This window comes from Streptomyces sp. NPDC031340 (genome assembly GCF_055569945.1).
Genome location: NZ_JBVIIE010000020.1, coordinates 121,510 through 140,279 on the forward strand (window position 1 = coordinate 121,510; position 18,770 = coordinate 140,279).

Below are 18,770 nucleotides of genomic sequence, written 5' to 3' on the forward strand. Positions count from 1 at the left end.
GCGCGGGTCAGTACGACTTGGGCAGGCCGAGGGTCTGGTGGGAGACGTAGTTGAGGATCATCTCCCTGCTCACCGGGGCGATACGGGACACCCGCGACGCGGTGATCAGCGAGGCGAGGCCGTACTCGCGGGTGAGGCCGTTGCCGCCGAGGGTGTGCACAGACTGGTCGACGGCCCGCACGCAGGCTTCCGCGGCCGCGTACTTGGCCATGTTGGCGGCCTCGCCCGCGCCGACGTCGTCGCCGATGTCGTAGAGGTGGGCCGCCTTCTGCATCATCAGGCGGGCGAGTTCGAGCTCGATGTGCGCCTGGGCCAGGGGGTGCGCGATGGCCTGGTGGGCGCCGATGGGCGTCTTCCAGACACTGCGCTCGCGGGCGTACTGCACGGCCCGGGACAGGGCGTAGCGTCCCATGCCGATACCGAACGCGGCCGTCATGATGCGCTCGGGGTTCAGGCCGGCGAACAGCTGCAGCAGGCCCGCGTCCTCGTCGCCGACGAGCGCGTCGGCGGGCAGCCGCACGTCGTCCAGAACCAGCTCGAACTGCTTCTCCGCGGCGCTGAGTTCCATGTCGATGGCGCGCCGCTGGAAGCCCTCCGCGTCGCGCGGGACGATGAACAGGCACGGCTTGAGACGGCCGGTGCGGGCGTCCTCGGTGCGGCCGACGATCAGGGTCGCGTCCGCGATGTCGACGCCGGAGATGAAGACCTTGCGGCCGGTCAGCAGCCAGTCGCCGCCGTCCTTGCGGGCGGTGGTGGTGATGCGGTGGCTGTTGGAGCCGGCGTCGGGCTCGGTGATGCCGAACGCCATCCGGCGGGTGCCGTCGGCGAGGCCGGGCAGCCACTGCCGCTTCTGCTCCTCGGTGCCGAAGCGGGCGATGACCGTGCCGCAGATGGCGGGCGAGACGACCATCATCAGCAACGGGCAGCCCGCGGCGCCGAGTTCCTCCAGGACGATGGACAGTTCGGCGATGCCGCCGCCCCCGCCGCCGTACTCCTCGGGCAGGTTGACGCCGAGGTAGCCGAGCTTGGCGGCCTCCGACCACAGTTCGTCGGGGTGGCGGCCCTCACGGGCCAGGCCGGTGATGTAGTCGCGGCCGTACCGTCGGCCGAGGGCGGCCACCGCCGACCTGAGGGCCTGGTGTTCTTCCGTCTCGAGGGTGGCGCTCACTGGTCCTCCTGTGCGGACTTTTCGACTCCGGACGCTTCGGCTGCGGATCCTTCGACTGCGGATCCTTCGACTGCGGGCGCCTCGACTGCGGACGCCTCGACTGCGGGCGCCTCGGCTGCGGACGCTTCGACCACGGCGAGCAGTGCGCCGACCTCGACCTGGCGGCCGGGGGCGGCGTGCAGGGCGCTCAGCGTCCCGGTGACGGGCGCCGTGATCTTGTGTTCCATCTTCATCGCCTCCAGCCAGAGCAGCGGCTGTCCGGCCTGGACCACGGCTCCCTCGGCCAGCCCCTCGGCCACCCGGACGACCGTGCCCGGCATCGGGGCGAGCAGCGAGCCGGGGGCCCGCTGAGCGTCCGGGTCGGGGAAGCGGGGCAGGGCGGTGAGCGTGGTGGCGTTGACGTAGACCCGGTCGCCGTGGCGGGCCACCTCGAACCGGCGCCGCACGCCGTCCACTTCGAGGACGACCAGCCGCGCGTCGGCGTGCGCGACCCGGACCCCGTCGGCGGCCAGGCCCTCGCGGGTGTGCCGGTAGCGCACCTCGTGCTCCTCGCCCGCCATCTCGTACCGCTTGATCTGCGGCTGCGAGGGCAGGTTGCGCCAGCCGCCGAAGCGGGAGCGGCCGTGGGCGTCGGCGAGGGCGGCGGCCAGGGGCGCGTACGGGTCGGGGGCGGGCTCGGTGAGGGCGGCGAGGTGGCGGTCGTAGAAGCCGGTGTCCATGCGGGCGGTGGCGAACTCCTCGTGCCGCAGGGAGCGCACCAGCAGGTCGCGGTTGGTGACCGGGCCGTGGACGGCCGCCCGTTCCAGCGCGCCGGCCAGCTTGCGGACGGCCTCGGCGCGGGTGGGGGCGTGGGCGACGACCTTGGCGAGCATCGGGTCGTAGTGGACGCCGATGGTGTCGCCGTCGGTGTAGCCGGTGTCCAGGCGGACGCCGTCGGGGACGGCGAGGCGGTGCAGGGTGCCGGTCTGCGGGGCCCAGCCGCCGGCCGGGTCCTCGGCGTAGAGGCGGGCCTCGATCGCGTGGCCGCGCACGGGCGGCGGGTCGCCTTCGAGGGCGTGGCCCTCGGCGACGCGCAGTTGCAGGGCGACCAGGTCGACGCCGGACACCGCCTCGGTGACGGGGTGCTCGACCTGAAGGCGGGTGTTCATCTCCAGGAAGTGCGCCGTGTCGCCGTCGACGAGGAACTCCACGGTGCCGGCGCCCACGTAGTCGACGGCGCGCGCGGCGCGCACGGCCAGCGTGCGCAGCTCCTCCTCCAGCCGCTCGGACAGGCCGGGCGCCGGGGCCTCCTCGATCACCTTCTGGTGGCGGCGCTGGAGCGAGCAGTCGCGGGTGCCGAGCGCCCACACGGTGCCGTGGGTGTCGGCCAGCACCTGCACCTCGACGTGGCGGCCGCCCTCCACGTAGGGCTCGACGAAGACCTCGCCGTCGCCGAAGGCGCTCGCCGCCTCGGCGCGGGCGCTCTCCAGGGCGTCGCCCAGCTCCTCCAGACGGCGCACGACGCGCATCCCGCGCCCCCCGCCGCCCGCGGCCGCCTTCACCAGCACCGGCAGGTCGGCCTCGGTCACCTCGCCCAGCGGGGCGATGCCCATCAGCTCCTTGGCGCGCGTCTTGGACGCCATCGCCTCGATCGCCTCCGGGGGCGGCCCGATCCATTTGAGGCCCGCGTCGGTGACGGCGCGCGCGAAGTCGGCGTTCTCGGACAGGAAGCCGTAGCCGGGGTGCACGGCGTCGGCGCCGGCGGCGACGGCCGCCTTCACGATCAGGTCGCCGCGCAGGTACGTCTCCGCGGGCGCGGACCCCGGCAGCCGTACCGCCGCGTCGGCCAGGCGCGCGTGGAGGGCGGTCTCGTCGGCGTCCGAGTGCACGGCGACCGTCCGGATGCCCAGTTCGCGGCAGGTACGGAAGATCCGGCAGGCGATCTCGCCCCGGTTGGCGACCAGCAGATTCTGGATCATGGACCTCACATCCGGAAGACGCCGAAGCCGCCGCGCGCGCCCTCGAAGGGCGCGGTGTGCACGGCGGACAGGCACAGGCCGAGGACGGTACGGGTGTCGCGCGGGTCGATGACGCCGTCGTCGTACAGCCGCCCGGACAGGAACATCGGCAGCGACTCGGACTCGATCTGCTGCTCCACCATGGCGCGCAGGGCGGCGTCCGCCTCGTCGTCGTAGGGGTGTCCCTTCGCGGCGGCCGACTGGCGGGCCACGATCGACAGCACGCCGGCCAGCTGCTGCGGGCCCATGACGGCGGACTTGGCGCTGGGCCAGGCGAACAGGAACCGCGGGTCGTAGGCGCGGCCGCACATGCCGTAGTGCCCGGCGCCGTAGGAGGCGCCCATGAGCACGGACAGGTGGGGCACCCGGCTGTTGCTGACCGCGTTGATCATCATCGCGCCGTGTTTGATGATGCCGCCCTGTTCGTACTCCCTGCCGACCATGTAGCCGGTGGTGTTGTGCAGGAACAGCAGCGGGATGTCGCGCTGGTTGGCGAGCTGGATGAACTGGGCGGCCTTCTGCGACTCCGCGCTGAACAGGACGCCCTGCGCGTTGGCGAGGATGCCGACCGGATAGCCGTGCAGGGTGGCCCAGCCGGTCGTCAGGCTCGTCCCGTACAGCGGCTTGAACTCGTCGAAGTCGGAGGCGTCGACGATCCGGGCGATGACCTCGCGCGGGTCGAAGGGGGTCTTCAGGTCGCCCGGGACGATGCCGAGCAGTTCGTCCTCGTCGTACTTGGGCGGCGCCACAGGGCCGGGATCCGGGTGGGCCTTGCGGTGGTTGAGCCGGGCGACCACCCGGCGCGCCTGCCGCAGGGCGTCGTGCTCGTCCGCGGCGAAGTAGTCGGCGAGGCCCGACACGCGCGCGTGCATCTCGGCGCCGCCCAGCGACTCGTCGTCGCTCTCCTCGCCGGTGGCCATCTTCACCAGCGGCGGCCCGCCGAGGAACACCTTGGCGCGCTCCTTGACCATGATCACGTGGTCGGACAGGCCGGGCACGTACGCGCCGCCGGCCGTGGAGTTGCCGAAGACGACCGCCACCGTCGGGATGCCGGCCGCGGACAGCCGGGTGAGGTCGCGGAAGATCGCGCCGCCGGGGATGAAGATCTCCTTCTGCGACGGCAGGTCGGCGCCGCCGGACTCCACCAGGCTGATGCAGGGCAGCTTGTTGGCGAGGGCGATGTCGTTGGCGCGCAGGGCCTTCTTCAGCGACCAGGGGTTGCTGGCGCCGCCGCGCACGGTCGGGTCGTTGGCGGTGATCAGGCACTCCACGCCCTCGACGACGCCGATGCCGGTGACAAGGGAGGCGCCGACGGCGTAGTCGCTGCCCCAGGCGGCCAGCGGCGACAGCTCCAGGAACGGCGTGTCCGGGTCGAGCAGCAGCTCGATGCGTTCGCGGACCGGCAGCTTGCCGCGCTTCCGGTGGCGCTGGACGTACTTCTCGCCGCCGCCCGCGAGCGCCTTGGCGTGCTCGGTGTCCAGGTCGGCGAGCTTGGCGAGCATGGCCTCGCGGTTGGCCCGGTAGTCGGGGGCGTGGGGGTCGAGGGTGGTCTGGATGACCGTCACAGCAGGGCCTCCGGGATGTCCAGGTGGCGGGAGCGCAGCCATTCGCCGAGGGCCTTGGCCTGCGGGTCGAAGCGGGCCTGCGCGGCGACGCCCTCGCCGAGGATGCCTTCGACGACGAAGTTCAGGGCGCGCAGGTTCGGCAGGGCGTGCCGGGTGACCGTCAGCGGGCGGCTCTCCGGGATCAGCTCGCGGAACCGGTCGGCGGTCAGCTCGTGCGCGAGCCACCGCCAGGCCGCGTCCGAGCGCGCCCACACGCCCACGTTGGCGTTGCCGCCCTTGTCCCCGCTGCGGGCGCCGGCGACCAGGCCGAGCGGGGCGCGCCGGACGGGTCCCGGCGCCGGCGGCTCGGGCAGGGCCGGCTCGGGCACCTCGTCGAGGGCGAGGGCGTCGGGGGGCGGCGGTACCGGGATCCGGCGTCCGTCGTCGAGGACCGCCGCGTGTCCGACCTCGCCCTGGGGGACGTACGCCGCCTCGAAGACCCCGTAGGGCGCGCCCTTGCCCGGGGGCGCGAGCACGTGGAAGCCGGGGTAGCTGGCCAGCGCCAGCTCGATCGCGGCCCCGCTCAGCGCCCGTCCGACCGCCTCGGGGTCCGCGTCCCGCACGACGAGCCGGAGCAGCGCGCTGGCGGTCTCCTCGGTGGGCGCGTCGGGCCGGTCGGTGCGCACCAGGTCCCAGCGGACGTCGGCGGGCGGGGACTTGGCGAGCGCGTCCGCCATCTGCTCGCGCACCAGCGCGGCCTTCGCCTCGACGTCGAGGCCGGTGAGGACGAAGGTCATCTCGTTGCGGAAGCCGCCGAGCAGGTTGCGGCCGACCTTGAGCGTCGGCGGCGGGGCCTCGCCGCGCACGCCCTCGATCCGCACCCGGTCGGGCCCGTCCTGGGTGAGCCGTACGGTGTCCAGGCGGGCGGTGACGTCGGGTCCCGCGTACCGGGCGCCCGCCGTCTCGTACAGCAGCTGGGCGGTGACGGTGCCGACGTCGACGAAGCCGCCGGTGCCGGGGTGCTTGGTGACGACGCAGCTGCCGTCCTCGTGCAGTTCGGCGAGCGGGAAGCCGGGCCGGCGGACGTCGCCGTCGGCGAAGAAGGCGTAGTTCCCGCCGGTGGCCTGGGTGCCGCACTCCAGGACGTGCCCGGCGACGACGGCGCCGGCGAGCCGGTCGTACTCCCCCGGCTGCCAGCCGAAGTGCGCGGCCGCGGGCCCGGTGACCAGCGCCGCGTCCGTCACCCGCCCGGTGACCACGATGTCGGCGCCCTCCCGCAGGCAGGCCGCGATGCCGAAGCCGCCGAGGTAGGCGTGGGCGGCCAGGGCGCCGGGGTGCGCGGCGGTGAGGTCGTCGCCCTCGACGTGCGCGACCCGGACCGGGACGCCGAGCCGGGCGGCCAGCTCCCGCACCCGGTCGGCGAGTCCGGCGGGGTTCAGCCCGCCGGCGTTGGTGACGAGGCGCACGCCCCGCTCGTGGGCGAGGCCCAGGCACTCCTCCAGCTGGCGCAGGAAGGTGCGGGCGTACCCGGCGCCGGGGTCCTTCAGCCGGTCCCGGCCCAGGATGAGCATGGTCAGCTCGGCGAGGTAGTCGCCGGTCAGCACGTCCAGCTCGCCGCCGGTGAGCATCTCGCGCACGGCGTCGAAGCGGTCGCCGTAGAAGCCGGACGCGTTGCCGATGCGCAGCACGCTCACGCGCCGGCCCCCTTCGGCGGGCGGCCCGCGCCGGGCGGCCCCGCGAACGCCTGGGCGATGCCGAGCCAGCGGTCGGCGTCGGGGCCCTCCGCGCGCAGGGCGAGGTCGGCGCGGTGGGCGCGCTGGGTGACCAGCAGGCAGAAGTCGAGGGCGGGGCCGGTGACGCGCTGAACGGCGTCCTCCGGACCGAAGGTCCACACCTCCCCGGAAGGCGCGTCGAGCTCGACCCGGAACTCCTCCCAGGGGGCGGGCAGCCCGTGGGCGCCGAAGGCGAAGTCGCGGGCCCGCACGCCGATGCGGACGACGTGCCTGAGCCGGTCGGTGGGGGCACGGACGACGCCCAGCGCGTCGGCCACGTCCTGGCCGTGGGCCCAGGTCTCCATCAGACGGCCGGTGGCCATGGAGGCGGCCGACATGGGGGGTCCGTACCAGGGGAAACGGGCGCCGGGCGGGCTCGCGCGCAGCGCCCGGTCGAGCGCGGCGCGCCCCTCGCGCCACTTGGTCAGCAACTCCTCCGGCGGCAGCTTGGCCCCCTCGTCGGCGCCGTTGTCCACGAAGGAACCGGGTGCGGCGAGCGCCTGCTCGACCAGGCCGTGGAACGCGTCCACGTCGGTCACGGCGAGCAGGGCCGAGTGGTCGGTCCAGGCGAGGTGGGCGATCTGGTGGGCGATGCTCCAGCGGGGCGCGGGCGTCGCGAGCGCCCACTGCTCGGGGGTCAACTCGCCCACGAGACGGTCGAGTTCGTCACTCTCGTCACGCAGGTCGTCGATGACGGGCGTCGGATCGGACATGGGGGGAGCATGGCAGCGGGGCCAGAAACAATCAAGCATGCTTGCATGAATAATTCCGGGCTTGCGACGCCACGTGACAGCCGCCCCGGGGAGTCGTCCGAGCGCCGCCGGGCGTCATGGGGGAACAGCGAGCGGGAACCCGGCCCCACGGCGAGACGGTGACGCCCGGCCGGTCGAGAGCGCGGGCCGGGTCAGACCTTCTTGACGACGATGGTGTCCGGGACCAGCTTCTCCAGGTCGTCGACGTCCGAGGTGAAGACGGTGACCTGTCCCTTCTGCTGTCGCGCGATCACGGCGAGCACGGCGTCGATCGCGTACTTGTGGCCGTGCAACCCGGTGTCGGCCAGGAGCCGGCGTGCCTGGCGGGCCTCGTCCTTCCCGATGTCGGCGACCTGGAGCCGGGACAGCACCCAGTCCCAGCGCTGTTCGGTCGTTCTGCCGTCGTACGCCTCGACCAGAGTCATCGGCGACGTCACCACGTCGGCCTCCCCGCACGCCGCGAGGTCGAGCCAGGCGATCATCTTCCGGTCACCGCGCACTGCCAGGGAGAGTGCTTGACGGTCCAGGACGAAGACACGGAGCGGCCTCTGCCCGTGCTCACCGACTCGCTTCTTCACGCAGCCTCTCCGGCGTCGCGCCGTCCGGAGGTGCGGCGCCGATCGTGTTCGGCGTCGAGATCCTCCAGCTCGTCGAGCGCCACCGAACGCTCGCCCTCCGTCACGGGGCCGTGCTCTTCCTGCAGCCAGTCGACCAGTTCCCGAAGCCGGTCCCGGTCCCGCTTGAAGCGCAGCGCCTCGGCGACGTACGCCGACAGCCCCCGCTCCGCCGCGTCCGCGCGGATCTCTTCCAGCAGATCCTCGGGAATCGTCACGGTCACCTTCTTCGTAGCCATACAAGAGACCATACTCTTGGTGTCAGACCCCTTACCAGTGGGGCGGGCCGGCCGGAAAGCCGTGTGAGCGCCGCGCCGTCGCCCGAAAATCGCGGGCGCCGCGCGCGGTTGCCGTCGTACGGTCGCCCGATGGTGAAGGACGAGGACGGTTACTTCGGGGAGTCCGTCGCGGCGGACTACGACGAGTCGACGGCGGAGATGTTCGACCCAGGGGTCGTGGAACCGGCGGTCGACGTCCTGGCGGAACTGGCCGGCCACGGCGGCCGGGCGCTGGAGCTGGGGGTCGGCACCGGACGGATCGCGCTGCCGCTGGCGCGGCGGGGCGTCGAGGTGCACGGCATCGACCTGTCGCGGGCGATGGTGCAGCGGCTGCGGGCCAAGCCGGGCGGGGACGCGATCGGCGTGACGGTCGGGGACTTCGCGACGACGCGGGTGGACGGCACGTTCTCCGTCGCCTACCTGGTCTTCAACACGATCATGAACCTCACCTCGCAGGACGCCCAGGTGGAGTGCTTCCGCAACGCCGCGGCCCATCTGGAGCCCGGCGGCCGCTTCGTGGTCGAGGTCTCCGTCCCCGACCTGCGCAGGCTGCCGCCGGGGCAGAACGCGGTGCCGTTCCGGGTGGACGGGTCGCGGCTGGGCTTCGACCTCTACGACGTGGCGACGCAGTCGATGAGCTCGCACCACGTGCGGGTGGTGGACGGCCGGGGCTCCTACCTGGCGGTCCCGTTCCGGTACGTGTGGCCCGCGGAGCTGGACCTGATGGCCCGGCTGGCGGGGATGCGGCTGCGCGACCGATGGGACGGCTGGACACGGGAGCCGTTCACCGGCGAGAGCCGGCAGCACGTGTCGGTGTGGCAGAAGCCCGCCTGACGGGGGCGCGGGCGCGCTACGACGGGCGTTTCGGGCCCGTCTGGGTGCGCACCGCGCCCATGCTGGCCGCGATGACCAGGGCGACGGCCGCCGCCTGCGCCGCGGACAGGGTCTGGCCGAGGATCAGGAACCCGGCCGTCGCGGCCAGGGCCGGCTCCAGGCTCATCAGCACCGCGAAGGTGGAGGCGGGCAGGCGGCGCAGCGCGAGCAGTTCCAGGGTGTACGGCAGGACGGAGGACAGCAGCGCCACGGCCGAGCCCAGCCCGATCGTCACCGGGTCGGTGAGCTTCGCGCCCGACTCGGCGATCCCCAGCGGCAGCATCAGCAGCGCCGCCACGCCCATGGCCAGCGCCAGCCCGTCGGCCTGCGGGAAGCGTCGGCCGGTGCGGGCGCTGAAGACGATGTACGCCGCCCACATGGCGCCCGCGCCCAGCGCGAAGCCGGCTCCCGCCGGGTCGAGGTCGCCGAAGTCCCCGCCGCCGAGGAGGAAGACGCCGGCGAGGGCGAGCCCGGCCCAGACGATGTTCACCGCGCGGCGGGAGGCGAGGACGGACAGGGCGAGCGGGCCGAGTACCTCCAGGGTGACCGCGGCGCCGAGCGGGATGCGGGCGACCGCCTGGTAGAACAGGGCGTTCATCGCGCCCATGACGACGCCGAAGACGACCACCGTCCCCCAGTCCGTGCGCGAGTGGCCGCGCAGCCGGGGCCGGCAGACCAGCAGCAGGATCACCGCCGCCGCCACCAGCCGCAGGGTGACCACGCCGAGCGCGCCGGCCCGCGGCATCAGGCTCACCGCGAGCGCCCCGCCGAACTGCACCGAGACACCGCCGGCCAGCACCAGGCCGACGGGGCCGAGTGAGCCGCGGCGGTGCGGGACGCCGCCCGCGGGCACGGGACCGAGCCCGGTCGGCGAAGGGGTGGCGGCGGAGGGGGCGGTGGTCACGGGCGGTCCAGGGGCTCGGGTTCATGCATCTCATGCATCTCATGCATCTCGGTGTACTGCCAGGTCCACGGTAATGGACTCGGTCAGGCGCGTGAAACCTTTAAGCGACTGTCCCGGTGCTTGGACGTGCGGGTGCTCAGATGCCGGGCCAGGGCTCCTCGTCGCGGAGCGGGGGGCGGCCGTGGTCGACGGCGGTGGGGACGGTCCCGTACGCGTGCCGGCCGTACTCGTCGTACTGGCTGTACTGGCCGTACTGGCCGTACTGGCCGTACGGGTCCGAGGGGGCGGGCTGCTGGGCGCCGCCGTAGGGGTCGTGGGCGGGCGCGGCGGCGGGGGCGGGCGTCCAGGCGGCTTCCGGCGTCGCGTAACCGGTGTACCCGGTGTACCCGGTGTACCCGGCGTAGGCGTGGGCGTCGTGCACCTGATCGCCGTGGACTGCCGGGCCTGCCGGGCCTGCCGGGCCTCCCTGGCTTGCCTGGCCTGCCTGGACGGTCTGGGCGCCCGGGTGTGCCTGGGGCGGCGCGTCGTCGGTGAACAGCGGCAGGCGCAGCTCGCCGGTGTCCATCACGGCGTTGTTCTGCGAGCGGTGCAGGCGGGAGTAGGCCCCGCCGCGGGCGAGCAGCTCCTCGTGCCGGCCCGTCTCGACGATCCGGCCGCGGTCGACGACGAGAATGCGGTCGGCGTCGGGCGCGAGATTGAGGTCGTGGGTGATCATGATGGTGGTCCGCCCGGCCATCAGGCGCCGCAGCGGCTTGACCACCCGGCGGGCCGCCATGGCGTCCAGGCCGGTCGTCGGCTCGTCCAGGACCAGCACCGGCGAGTCGCGCAGGATCGCGCGGGCGACGGCCAGGCGCTGGAGCTGCCCGCCGGACAGGCGGGCCGAGTTGGGGTCGACCCGGGTGTCGTAGCCCTCGGGCAGCCGGACGATGAAGTCGTGCGCGTCGGCCGCCTTCGCCGCCTCCTCGACGGCCTGGTCGCTCGCGCCGGGGCGGCCGCAGGCGATGTTGGCGCGGACCGTGTCGTGCAGCACGAGGGTCTCCTGCGGCAGCAGGGTGACGTACTCGCGCAGCCGGGCCAGCGGGAAGTCGCGCAGGGACACGCCGTCCAGGAAGAGCCCGCCGGAGTCGGGGTCGTAGAAGCGCAGCAGGAGCTTCGAGACGGTGGACTTGCCCGCGCCGCTCGGGCCGGTGATGATCACCAGCTCGCCCGGGCTGACCGTGAAGGACAGGCCGTCCAGGGCGATCCGGTCGGCACCCGGGTAGCGGAAGGAGACGTCGCGGACCTCGACCGTGCCGTCGGGGCGGCCGGTGTCGGCGGCCCGTCCGGGGTCGGTGACCGACGGGGACACGTCCAGGATCTCGATGAGCCGTTCCGCGCCCGCCGTCGCCGCTGTGACCGTCAGGCCGAGCTGGGCCAGGCCGCGGACGGGCGGGTAGAGGTAGCCGAGGAACGCGGCGAAGGCGAGGAGTTGGCCGAGGGTCATGCGGCCGGTGGAGATCTCCCAGGCGCCGATGCCGATCACCGCGAGCACGCACACCGTCTCGATGACCTGCACCAGTTGCTCGTACGCCTCGTTGAGCCGGGTGGAGCGCACCGAGGCGCGGAACCAGGCGTTCGCCTCCTCGCTCAGCCGCCGCCGCTCCGCGTCCCGGCGGTCGTACGCCTGGGTGAGCACGATGTTGCCGAGCGACTCCTCCACGACCGAGGTGATCGCGCCGTCGGCGACCCGGCCCTCGCGGGAGACGTCCTTGATGGAGCCGGAGAAGCGGCGGGCCGCCAGCCAGAACAGGGGCGCCAGCACGAAGGTGGCGGCGGCCAGGTCCCAGCGCAGCCAGAAGGCGGCGACCGCGTAGAAGAGGGCGGAGAACAGCGCCGAGGCGGCCCCCACCAGGCCCGACACCACCAGCGTCTCGATCGCCTCGACGTCGCCGGTCAGGCGGGACAGCAGGTCCCCCTGGCGGTGGCGCTGGAAGAAGTGCGGTGGCAGCTTCTGCACGTGGTCGAAGACGTGCTCGCGCAGGCGCATCACGAACCGCTCGGTCGCCCACGCGGCCAGGGAGTTGCCCGCGTACGCGACGACGGCGCCGGCGACCGCCCAGCAGAGCCACTTCACCGCCGGCCCCCAGAACGCGGACAGGGAGCCCTTCTGCAGCGCGTTGTCGGTGAGGTCACCGAAGACCAGGATGGCCTCGGTCTCGGCGAGCGCGGCGAGCACCGTGCACACCCAGACGATCAGCAGCCAGCGCCGCAGGCCTCTGGTCAGCGGCCAGAACCGGCGGAACGCGGTGCGCGCCGGAATGGTGGGCGTGTCCTCGTATGCGAACTCCTCGCCCTCTCCCCCGCCCTCACTCTCGTCCACATCCATTCCGCATTCCCTTCGCTTCACGTCGCCGGAATCACCGAATTCGCCGAATCCACCGAATTCACTGAAAAGGAAAAGGCCGACGGCATGCCGTCGGCCCTCTCACGGATCACTCAGTTGTCGTCGCCCCGGATCGGCTTGGGCACCGGCGGCTTCGGGTGCTTCCGCTTGGGCTTCGGCGGGGGCGGCAGCTGCTTCGACTTGGGCTTCGGGGGCAGCGGGGCGAGCTTCTTGAGGCTCATTCCGACTCCTTGAGAGTGTGTGGTGCGTGCATTGGTGCGTGATGCGAGAATTCCCTACGGACACGGACGGGGATTTCTTTCCGGATCGTCATCCGGCTTCTCCCCGCCGCCCGACACGTAAGAACCTACACGCCCGCAATCCCAAGGAACGGCAAAGTCGCCACGTTTGCGGCAAGTAATTGCTGTGAATACCTGGGTGAATCCTGGGTGCGGCCCGCCGTACCTGAGGATTCTCTTATGAACCTGAGGACTTCCTTATGGAGTCCGGCCGTCCGGGCCGTCCCCGGCGGCCCCGGGGCGGCCCGGACGCGCCTCCGCCTCCTCCGGCGAGTCCTCCAGTGCCTCCGCCAGTACCTCCGCGAGGTGCCGCCCGCGCGCCCCCGCCAACTGCTCCAGCTGCGTACGGCAGGAGAACCCGTCGGCCAGGATCACCGCGTCCTCCCCCGCCTCCCGCACCGACGGCAGCAGCCGTTCCTCGGCGCACGCCACCGACACCTCGAAGTGCCCCCGCTCGAAACCGAAGTTGCCCGCGAGCCCGCAGCAGCCGCCCGTCAACTCGCCGGTCAGTCCAGCCGCTTGCCGCAGGCGCCGGTCGGCGTCGTCGCCGAGGACCGCGTGCTGGTGGCAGTGGGTCTGGCCGACGGCGGGACGGTCCAGGCGCGGCGGCGTCCAGTGCGGCGCCAGGCGTTGCAGCGCCTCCGCGAAGGTCAGCACCAGGGAGGCCAGGCGGGCGGCGCGCGGATCGTCGTGCAGCAGTTCGGGCAGGTCGCCGCGGAGGGCGGCCGCGCAGCTCGGCTCCAGCACGACGACCGGGACGGCGGCCTGAAGCACCGGTTCCATCAGGTCGAGGGTGCGGCGCAGCACCGCGCGGGCGCGGTCGAGCCGGCCGGTGGAGACGTACGTCAGCCCGCAGCAGACACGGCCGCGGCCGCGCAGCACCTGCCAGGGGTCGAGGAAGGCGGACGTGCCGTCGCCCACCGGGGGGCGGCGCAGCGCCAGCGTCGGCGGGAGCGCCACCCGCAGCCCGGCCGCCTCCAGCACCCGCACCGCCGCCCGCCCCACCTCGGGCGAGAAGTGCTCGGTGAAGGTGTCCGGCCACAGCACCACCAGGTCCCCGGCGCCGGAAGCCGCCGCCGGCCGCCCGCGCCACCACCGGGTGAACGTGCGCGTCGCCAGCCGCGGGATCTTGCGTTCGGGCGCGATCCCGCCGAGCCGCTTCGCCGCCCACGCCAACGGCCGTACGGCGGCGAGGGCGTTGACCAGCCCGGCGGTGCGGGTCCGGGCCGTCCAGCGCAGCCACTCCGGCAGCCGCCCCATGCTGTGGTGGGCGGCCGGGCGGCGCCGCCCGGCGTAGTGGTGGTGCAGGAACTCCGCCTTGTAGGTGGCCATGTCGACGCCGGCCGGGCAGTCGGAGCGGCACCCCTTGCAGGCCAGGCACAGGTCCAGGGCGTCGCGGACCTCCGTCGACCGCCAGCCGTCGGTGACCAGTTCGCCGGCCAGCATCTCGTGCAACAGCCGGGCCCGCCCGCGCGTGGAGTGCTCCTCCTCGCCGGTGACCCGGAAGGACGGGCACATGACGGCCGGCCCGGACGCCGTCTCCGTACGGCACTTGGCGACGCCGACGCACCGCCGTACGGCCGCCGTGAAGTCGCCGCCGTCCGCCGGGTAGCCGAAGGCCACGTCGACCGGCTCGCGCGGCAGGACGGCGAAGCGCAGGCCGGAGTCCAGCGGGGCCGGGCGGACCAGCATGCCGGGGTTGAGCAGGCCGTCGGGGTCCCAGACACCCTTGACCCGCTCGAAGAGGGCCACCGTCTCCTCGCCGTACATCCGCGGCAGCAGCTCGGCCCGCGCCTGCCCGTCCCCGTGCTCCCCGGACAGTGAGCCGCCGTGCGCCACCACCAGGTCGGCGAGTTCCTCCGAGAAGCGCCGGAAGCGGCCGACGCCGTCCCGGGTCAGCAGGTCGAAGTCGATGCGGACGTGGATGCAGCCGTCCCCGAAGTGCCCGTACGGCGTGCCGCGCAGGCCGTGGGCGGCCAGCAGCCCCCGGAAGTCCCGCAGGTAGGCGCCGAGCCGGGCGGGCGGCACCGCGCAGTCCTCCCAGCCCGGCCAGGCCTCGGTGCCGTCCGGCATCCGGGTGGCCGTGCCCGCGGCGTCCTCCCGGATGCGCCACAGCGCCCGCTGCCCGGCCTCGTCCGTGACCACCAGGGAGTCCACCACGTCGGCGGCCCGCACGACCGCCTCCGCACGCGCGTGTGCCTCGGCCTCCGAGTCGCCGCCGGTCTCCACGAACAGCCAGGCGCCGCCCCGCGGCAGCGCGGCCGCCGACGGCACCAGGTCGGCCGCCATCCCCTCCAGCGTCAGCGGCGCTCCCCCGCTCCCGGCTCCACCGTGGCAGGAGGATCCCCAGGCCCGCAGCCCGGCCGCGGCCTCGGCGGCGGCGCTCTCGTCGGCGTAGCCGAGGACGGCGAGAGCACGCGCGCGGGGCGCCCGGACGAGCCGCACGACCGCCTCGGTCAGCACGGCCAGCGTGCCCTCCGAGCCGCACAGCGACCGGGCCACGTCGGCGCCCCGCTCGGGCAGCAGCGCGTCCAGCGCGTACCCGGAGATACGGCGGGGCAGCTCCGGGAACCCGGTCCGCAGCCGCGCCAGTTCCCCCTCCACCACTCCCCGCAGGCCCTCCGGCACCCCGGCCCAGCCCGGCCCGGGCCGCAGCCGCTGCCCGCGCGCGGTGACGACGGAGAGCCGACTCACGTTGTCGGCCGTCGTCCCCCAGGCCACCGAGTGCGAGCCGCAGGAGTTGTTGCCGATCATGCCGCCGAGCGTGCAGCGGCTGTGCGTGGAGGGGTCGGGCCCGAACCGCAGCCCGTGCGGGGCGGCGGCCTCCTGGAGCCGGTCGAGGACCAGACCGGGCTGGACGACGGCCGTACCGGACTCCGCGTCCAGGGACACCAGCCGGTTCATGTGCCGGGTGAAGTCCAGCACGACCCCGGCGCCGGTCGCCTGCCCGGCGATCGAGGTGCCCCCGCCCCGCGCGACGACGGGCGCCCCGTGCGCCCGGCAGACCTCCAGCACGGCGGCCACGTCGTCGGCGTCGTACGGCGCGACGACCCCGAGCGGGACCCTGCGGTAGTTGGAGGCGTCCATGGTGACGAGCGCGCGGGCGGTGACGCCGAAGCCCACCTCGCCCCGGACGGCGGAACGCAGCTCGGTCTCGAGATCGCTCATACGCCCAGCAAACCAGCCACGCCCCGGCGAAGCGGCCCCACCCGACGAACCGACGGACGCCCAGCGAACCGGCCCCGCCCAGTGGACCGCCCGGCATCCGGGCGCCCACCGGTCACCGGGGACGCCTGCCGAGACACGCGTCTCATCCGACGGACGACGTTTCGCCCACGTTGCCCGCAGTGGATACCCTCCAGTCGTGGCTGAGATCCAGATTCCTTCTGACATCAAGCCCGCGGACGGACGTTTCGGCGCGGGTCCCTCCAAGGTGCGGACGGAGGCGCTGGACGCCCTCGCCGCGACCGGCACCTCCCTCCTCGGCACCTCCCACCGACAGGCTCCGGTGAAGAACCTGGTCGGCAAGGTGCGCGAGGGCATCTCCGAGCTGTTCCAGCTGCCCGACGGCTACGAGGTCATCCTCGGCAACGGCGGCTCGACGGCCTTCTGGGACATCGCGACCCACGGCCTGATCGAGAACAAGTCGCAGCACCTCACCTTCGGCGAGTTCTCCTCGAAGTTCGCCAAGGCCGCCAAGCTCGCCCCGTGGCTGGCCGAGCCCACCGTCATCTCCGCCGACCCGGGCACGCACCCCGAGGCCGAGGCCGAGACGGGCGTGGACGTCTACGCGTTCACGCACAACGAGACCTCGACCGGCGTCGCCATGCCGATCAACCGCGTGGCCGGCGCCGACGAGGGCGCCCTGGTCCTGGTCGACGCCACCTCCGGCGCCGGCGGCCTGCCGGTCGACATCGCCGAGACGGACGTCTACTACTTCGCCCCGCAGAAGTCCTTCGCCTCCGACGGCGGCCTGTGGATCGGCGTCTTCTCCCCGGCCGCGATCGAGCGTGCCGAGCGCGTGCACGCCTCCGGCCGGCACGTCCCGGAGTTCTTCAGCCTGCCGACGGCGATCGACAACTCCCGCAAGAACCAGACGTACAACACCCCGGCGCTCGCCACCCTCTTCCTGCTCAACCAGCAGCTGGAGTGGCTCAACGGCCAGGGCGGCCTGGACTGGGCGGTCCGCCGCACCGCCACCTCCGCGCGCACGCTGTACGGCTGGGCCGAGGACGTCAAGTACGCGAACCCGTTCGTCGCCGACCCGGCCAAGCGCTCGCAGGTCATCGGCACGATCGACTTCACCGACGAGGTGGACGCGGCGGCCGTCGCCAAGGTGCTGCGCGCCAACGGCATCGTCGACACCGAGCCCTACCGCAAGCTCGGCCGCAACCAGCTGCGGGTGGCGATGTTCCCGGCGATCGACCCGGCGGACGTCGAGGCGCTGACGAAGTGCGTCGACTACGTGATCGAGAAGCTCTGACCGTCCATGGCTGAAGGGCGCCCGGTGACAGGACCACCGGGCGCCCTTCCGTCATGATGCCGTGCAGCTCACCTCCGGCACCGCCCCGCCGCCGGGCGCGCCGCCGAATCCGAAGGTCGCCGAAGCGCCCGCGGCCAGGCTGCCGTTGTGCGCCGCGTTCACCGCGGTCACGGTCGAACCGGACTGTGTGTACGAGGCGTTCCACATGCTCGTGACCTGCTGGGAGCCGCTCCACGTCCAGGTCACCTTCCAGGACGACAGCGCGGTCGTGCCGGTGTTGGTCACCTTCACCTCGGCGTTGAAGCCGCCGCCCCAGTCGCTGCTGACGGTGTAGGCGGCGCCGCAGGCGGCCGTGGTACCGCCGCCTCCCGTGCCGCCGCCGCTCCCGCCGCTGCCGGGGAACGCGGACGCCTTGATGCTCGCCAGGTAGCCGTCCTTGACGGTGTCCACCGTCGTCCAGTCGTCCTTGAGGATCCCGCCGGTGTCACCGGAGTTGGGGTTCCAGGACCAGAACGTCCACTGGAAGGAGTCGGCGCCGTAGGTCGACGTCGGCCGCAGGTAACTCACCAGCGCGGCGAGCCACTTCTGGTCGACCGTCGACTGGAGCGTGGTGCCGAACTCGCCGATCCACACGGGCGCGATGTTCTGCTTGAAGATGTAGCCCCAGTACTTGTCCCACACCCCGGGCATGTTGGCGGGGAACGACGGATCGCTGAACCAGCTCTGCTGGGCGACGCTGGTGGCGTAGTCGTGGGCGGAGTACACCACCCGGTTCGCCACGTCGAGCTGCACCGGGTACTGCGCGACGCCCATCAGGTTGCCGCCCCACCAACCGGAGACGCCGTCGTAGGTCTGCACGCCCTCCACGAAGACGAGCAGCTCGGGGTTGACGGAGAGCACCGCGTTGCCGCCCCGCTGGGCGGCCAGGCGCCAGTCCTTCGTCGTGTCCCCGCAGCCCCAGCAGGCGGGGTCGTGCGGCTCGTTGTGCAGGTCGATGCCGATGACGGTGGAGTTGCCGACGTAACGGGATGCCAGCGACTTGAGGTTGGCGATCCACGTCGACTCCGGCACCGACGCCGTGTACCAGAGCGCCGACTGGCCGCCGGAGTCCGGGCGGTGGCGGTCGAGGATGACCTTCAGCCCGTCCTGGCCGGCATAGGCGACGATCTTGTCCATGACCTGGAGGGAGTTGAGGCCCTGCAGGTCGGCGTTCTTGCCGCCGGAGAAGTCGATGCTGTCGGGAGTGGTCCCGGACTTGAAGATGTCGTCGCTGTAGGGCAGCCGGATGGTGTTGTAGCCCAGCGACTTCATCTGGTCGATCATGCTCTTGTAGTCGCGGGACCACAGGCCGTGGACGACGTGGTTGCCGGTCTCGAAGCCGAACCAGTTGATGCCGGCGATCCGGACGGGCTGCCCGGCCGCGTCGAGGATCTGCCGGCCACTGGTGTGCCAGTAGCCCGCACCGGCCGTGTCGGCGGTGTCGGCGGCGTGCGCGGTGTGCGCGCCGGCCAGCGGTAACAACAGCGCCGCGGCGGCGCACAGCGCTCTTCGCAAGCTGCGGAACATGTGCCTGGGTCCTCTCGACAGGCGCGGGCCCGGAACCGGGGGGGGGGGGCCCCCCCCCCCCCCCCCCCCCCCCCCAACCCCCCCCCCCCCCCCCCACCCCCCCCCCTCCCCCCCTCCTCCCCCCCCCCTCTCTTAGACTCCCCTGCACTCCTCTGACC

At 73.2% G+C, this 18,770-nt stretch carries 14 protein-coding genes; 2 read left to right on the forward strand and 12 right to left on the reverse strand.

Features of this window, described 5'->3' with window-relative positions; translation table 11 throughout:
- Positions 1–7 precede the first annotated feature (7 nt).
- From ACZ5GT_RS17980 to ACZ5GT_RS18010, 7 genes are all read right to left on the reverse strand, one after another.
- Entirely contained in the window at positions 8–1,168 is a 1,161-nt protein-coding gene (locus tag ACZ5GT_RS17980) for an acyl-CoA dehydrogenase family protein (RefSeq protein ID WP_469024158.1), read from the reverse strand.
- Positions 1,165–3,126, reverse strand: coding sequence for an acetyl/propionyl/methylcrotonyl-CoA carboxylase subunit alpha (locus tag ACZ5GT_RS17985; RefSeq protein WP_469024163.1), 1,962 nt, complete (start codon positions 3,124–3,126; stop codon positions 1,165–1,167). The genes ACZ5GT_RS17980 and ACZ5GT_RS17985 overlap by 4 nt, the downstream gene beginning before the upstream one ends.
- A 5-nt stretch (positions 3,127–3,131) precedes the next feature.
- On the reverse strand, positions 3,132–4,730 hold the full coding sequence (locus ACZ5GT_RS17990) for an acyl-CoA carboxylase subunit beta (RefSeq protein ID WP_469024168.1): 1,599 nt from the start codon (positions 4,728–4,730) through the stop codon (positions 3,132–3,134).
- Complete coding sequence (locus tag ACZ5GT_RS17995; RefSeq protein ID WP_469024174.1) at positions 4,727–6,403, reverse strand: acyclic terpene utilization AtuA family protein; 1,677 nt, start codon at positions 6,401–6,403, stop codon at positions 4,727–4,729. Before ACZ5GT_RS17995 ends, ACZ5GT_RS17990 begins: the two co-directional genes overlap by 4 nt.
- Complete coding sequence (locus ACZ5GT_RS18000; protein ID WP_469024179.1) at positions 6,400–7,194, reverse strand: TIGR03084 family metal-binding protein; 795 nt, start codon at positions 7,192–7,194, stop codon at positions 6,400–6,402. Before ACZ5GT_RS18000 ends, ACZ5GT_RS17995 begins: the two co-directional genes overlap by 4 nt.
- 191 nt (positions 7,195–7,385) lie before the next feature.
- Positions 7,386–7,811 carry a PIN domain-containing protein gene (locus ACZ5GT_RS18005; protein ID WP_469024184.1) on the reverse strand — a complete coding sequence of 142 codons (426 nt, stop codon included), beginning with the start codon at positions 7,809–7,811 and terminating at the stop codon, positions 7,386–7,388.
- A complete protein-coding gene (locus ACZ5GT_RS18010; RefSeq protein WP_469024190.1) occupies positions 7,808–8,086 on the reverse strand; it encodes a CopG family transcriptional regulator in 279 nt (92 codons plus the stop codon). The genes ACZ5GT_RS18005 and ACZ5GT_RS18010 overlap by 4 nt, the downstream gene beginning before the upstream one ends.
- Positions 8,087–8,218: 132 nt before the next feature.
- Between ACZ5GT_RS18010 and ACZ5GT_RS18015 the strand changes: the two genes are divergently transcribed.
- On the forward strand, positions 8,219–8,959 hold the full coding sequence (locus ACZ5GT_RS18015; protein WP_469024269.1) for a class I SAM-dependent DNA methyltransferase: 741 nt from the start codon (positions 8,219–8,221) through the stop codon (positions 8,957–8,959).
- Positions 8,960–8,975: 16 nt separating this feature from the next.
- On the opposite strand, the gene ACZ5GT_RS18020 is transcribed toward ACZ5GT_RS18015, so the two are convergent.
- The 4 genes from ACZ5GT_RS18020 to ACZ5GT_RS18035 all read right to left on the reverse strand — a co-directional run bounded on the left by ACZ5GT_RS18020 (position 8,976) and on the right by ACZ5GT_RS18035 (position 15,731).
- Entirely contained in the window at positions 8,976–9,902 is a 927-nt protein-coding gene (locus ACZ5GT_RS18020) for an EamA family transporter (RefSeq protein WP_469024195.1), read from the reverse strand.
- A 136-nt stretch (positions 9,903–10,038) separates the two neighbouring features.
- On the reverse strand, positions 10,039–12,267 hold the full coding sequence (locus ACZ5GT_RS18025; RefSeq protein WP_469024202.1) for an ABC transporter ATP-binding protein: 2,229 nt from the start codon (positions 12,265–12,267) through the stop codon (positions 10,039–10,041).
- A 110-nt stretch (positions 12,268–12,377) separates the two neighbouring features.
- Positions 12,378–12,506, reverse strand: coding sequence for a hypothetical protein (locus ACZ5GT_RS18030; protein ID WP_469024205.1), 129 nt, complete (start codon positions 12,504–12,506; stop codon positions 12,378–12,380).
- A gap of 255 nt (positions 12,507–12,761) precedes the next feature.
- Positions 12,762–15,731 (reverse strand): FAD-binding and (Fe-S)-binding domain-containing protein, encoded by a 2,970-nt coding sequence (locus ACZ5GT_RS18035; RefSeq protein ID WP_469024209.1) that lies wholly within the window; start codon positions 15,729–15,731, stop codon positions 12,762–12,764.
- Between the two features lie 196 nt (positions 15,732–15,927).
- Here ACZ5GT_RS18035 and serC point away from each other — a divergent pair, with 196 nt between their 5' ends.
- A complete protein-coding gene (serC, locus tag ACZ5GT_RS18040; protein WP_469024212.1) occupies positions 15,928–17,046 on the forward strand; it encodes a phosphoserine transaminase in 1,119 nt (372 codons plus the stop codon).
- Between the two features lie 51 nt (positions 17,047–17,097).
- Here serC and ACZ5GT_RS18045 read toward each other — a convergent pair whose 3' ends face one another.
- A complete protein-coding gene (locus ACZ5GT_RS18045) occupies positions 17,098–18,612 on the reverse strand; it encodes a cellulase family glycosylhydrolase (RefSeq protein WP_469024215.1) in 1,515 nt (504 codons plus the stop codon).
- Between the last annotated feature and the right edge of the window lie 158 nt (positions 18,613–18,770).

Coding starts and splice junctions, on each gene's coding strand:
- ACZ5GT_RS17985 (WP_469024163.1), bottom strand. CDS start 3,126: ATGATCCAGAATCTGCTGGTCGCCAACCGGGGCGAGATCGCCTGCCGG.
- ACZ5GT_RS18000 (WP_469024179.1), bottom strand. CDS start 7,194: ATGTCCGATCCGACGCCCGTCATCGACGACCTGCGTGACGAGAGTGAC.
- ACZ5GT_RS18010 (WP_469024190.1), bottom strand. CDS start 8,086: ATGGCTACGAAGAAGGTGACCGTGACGATTCCCGAGGATCTGCTGGAA.
- ACZ5GT_RS18025 (WP_469024202.1), bottom strand. CDS start 12,267: ATGGATGTGGACGAGAGTGAGGGCGGGGGAGAGGGCGAGGAGTTCGCA.
- ACZ5GT_RS18030 (WP_469024205.1), bottom strand. CDS start 12,506: ATGAGCCTCAAGAAGCTCGCCCCGCTGCCCCCGAAGCCCAAGTCGAAG.
- ACZ5GT_RS18035 (WP_469024209.1), bottom strand. CDS start 15,731: ATGAGCGATCTCGAGACCGAGCTGCGTTCCGCCGTCCGGGGCGAGGTG.
- ACZ5GT_RS18045 (WP_469024215.1), bottom strand. CDS start 18,612: ATGTTCCGCAGCTTGCGAAGAGCGCTGTGCGCCGCCGCGGCGCTGTTG.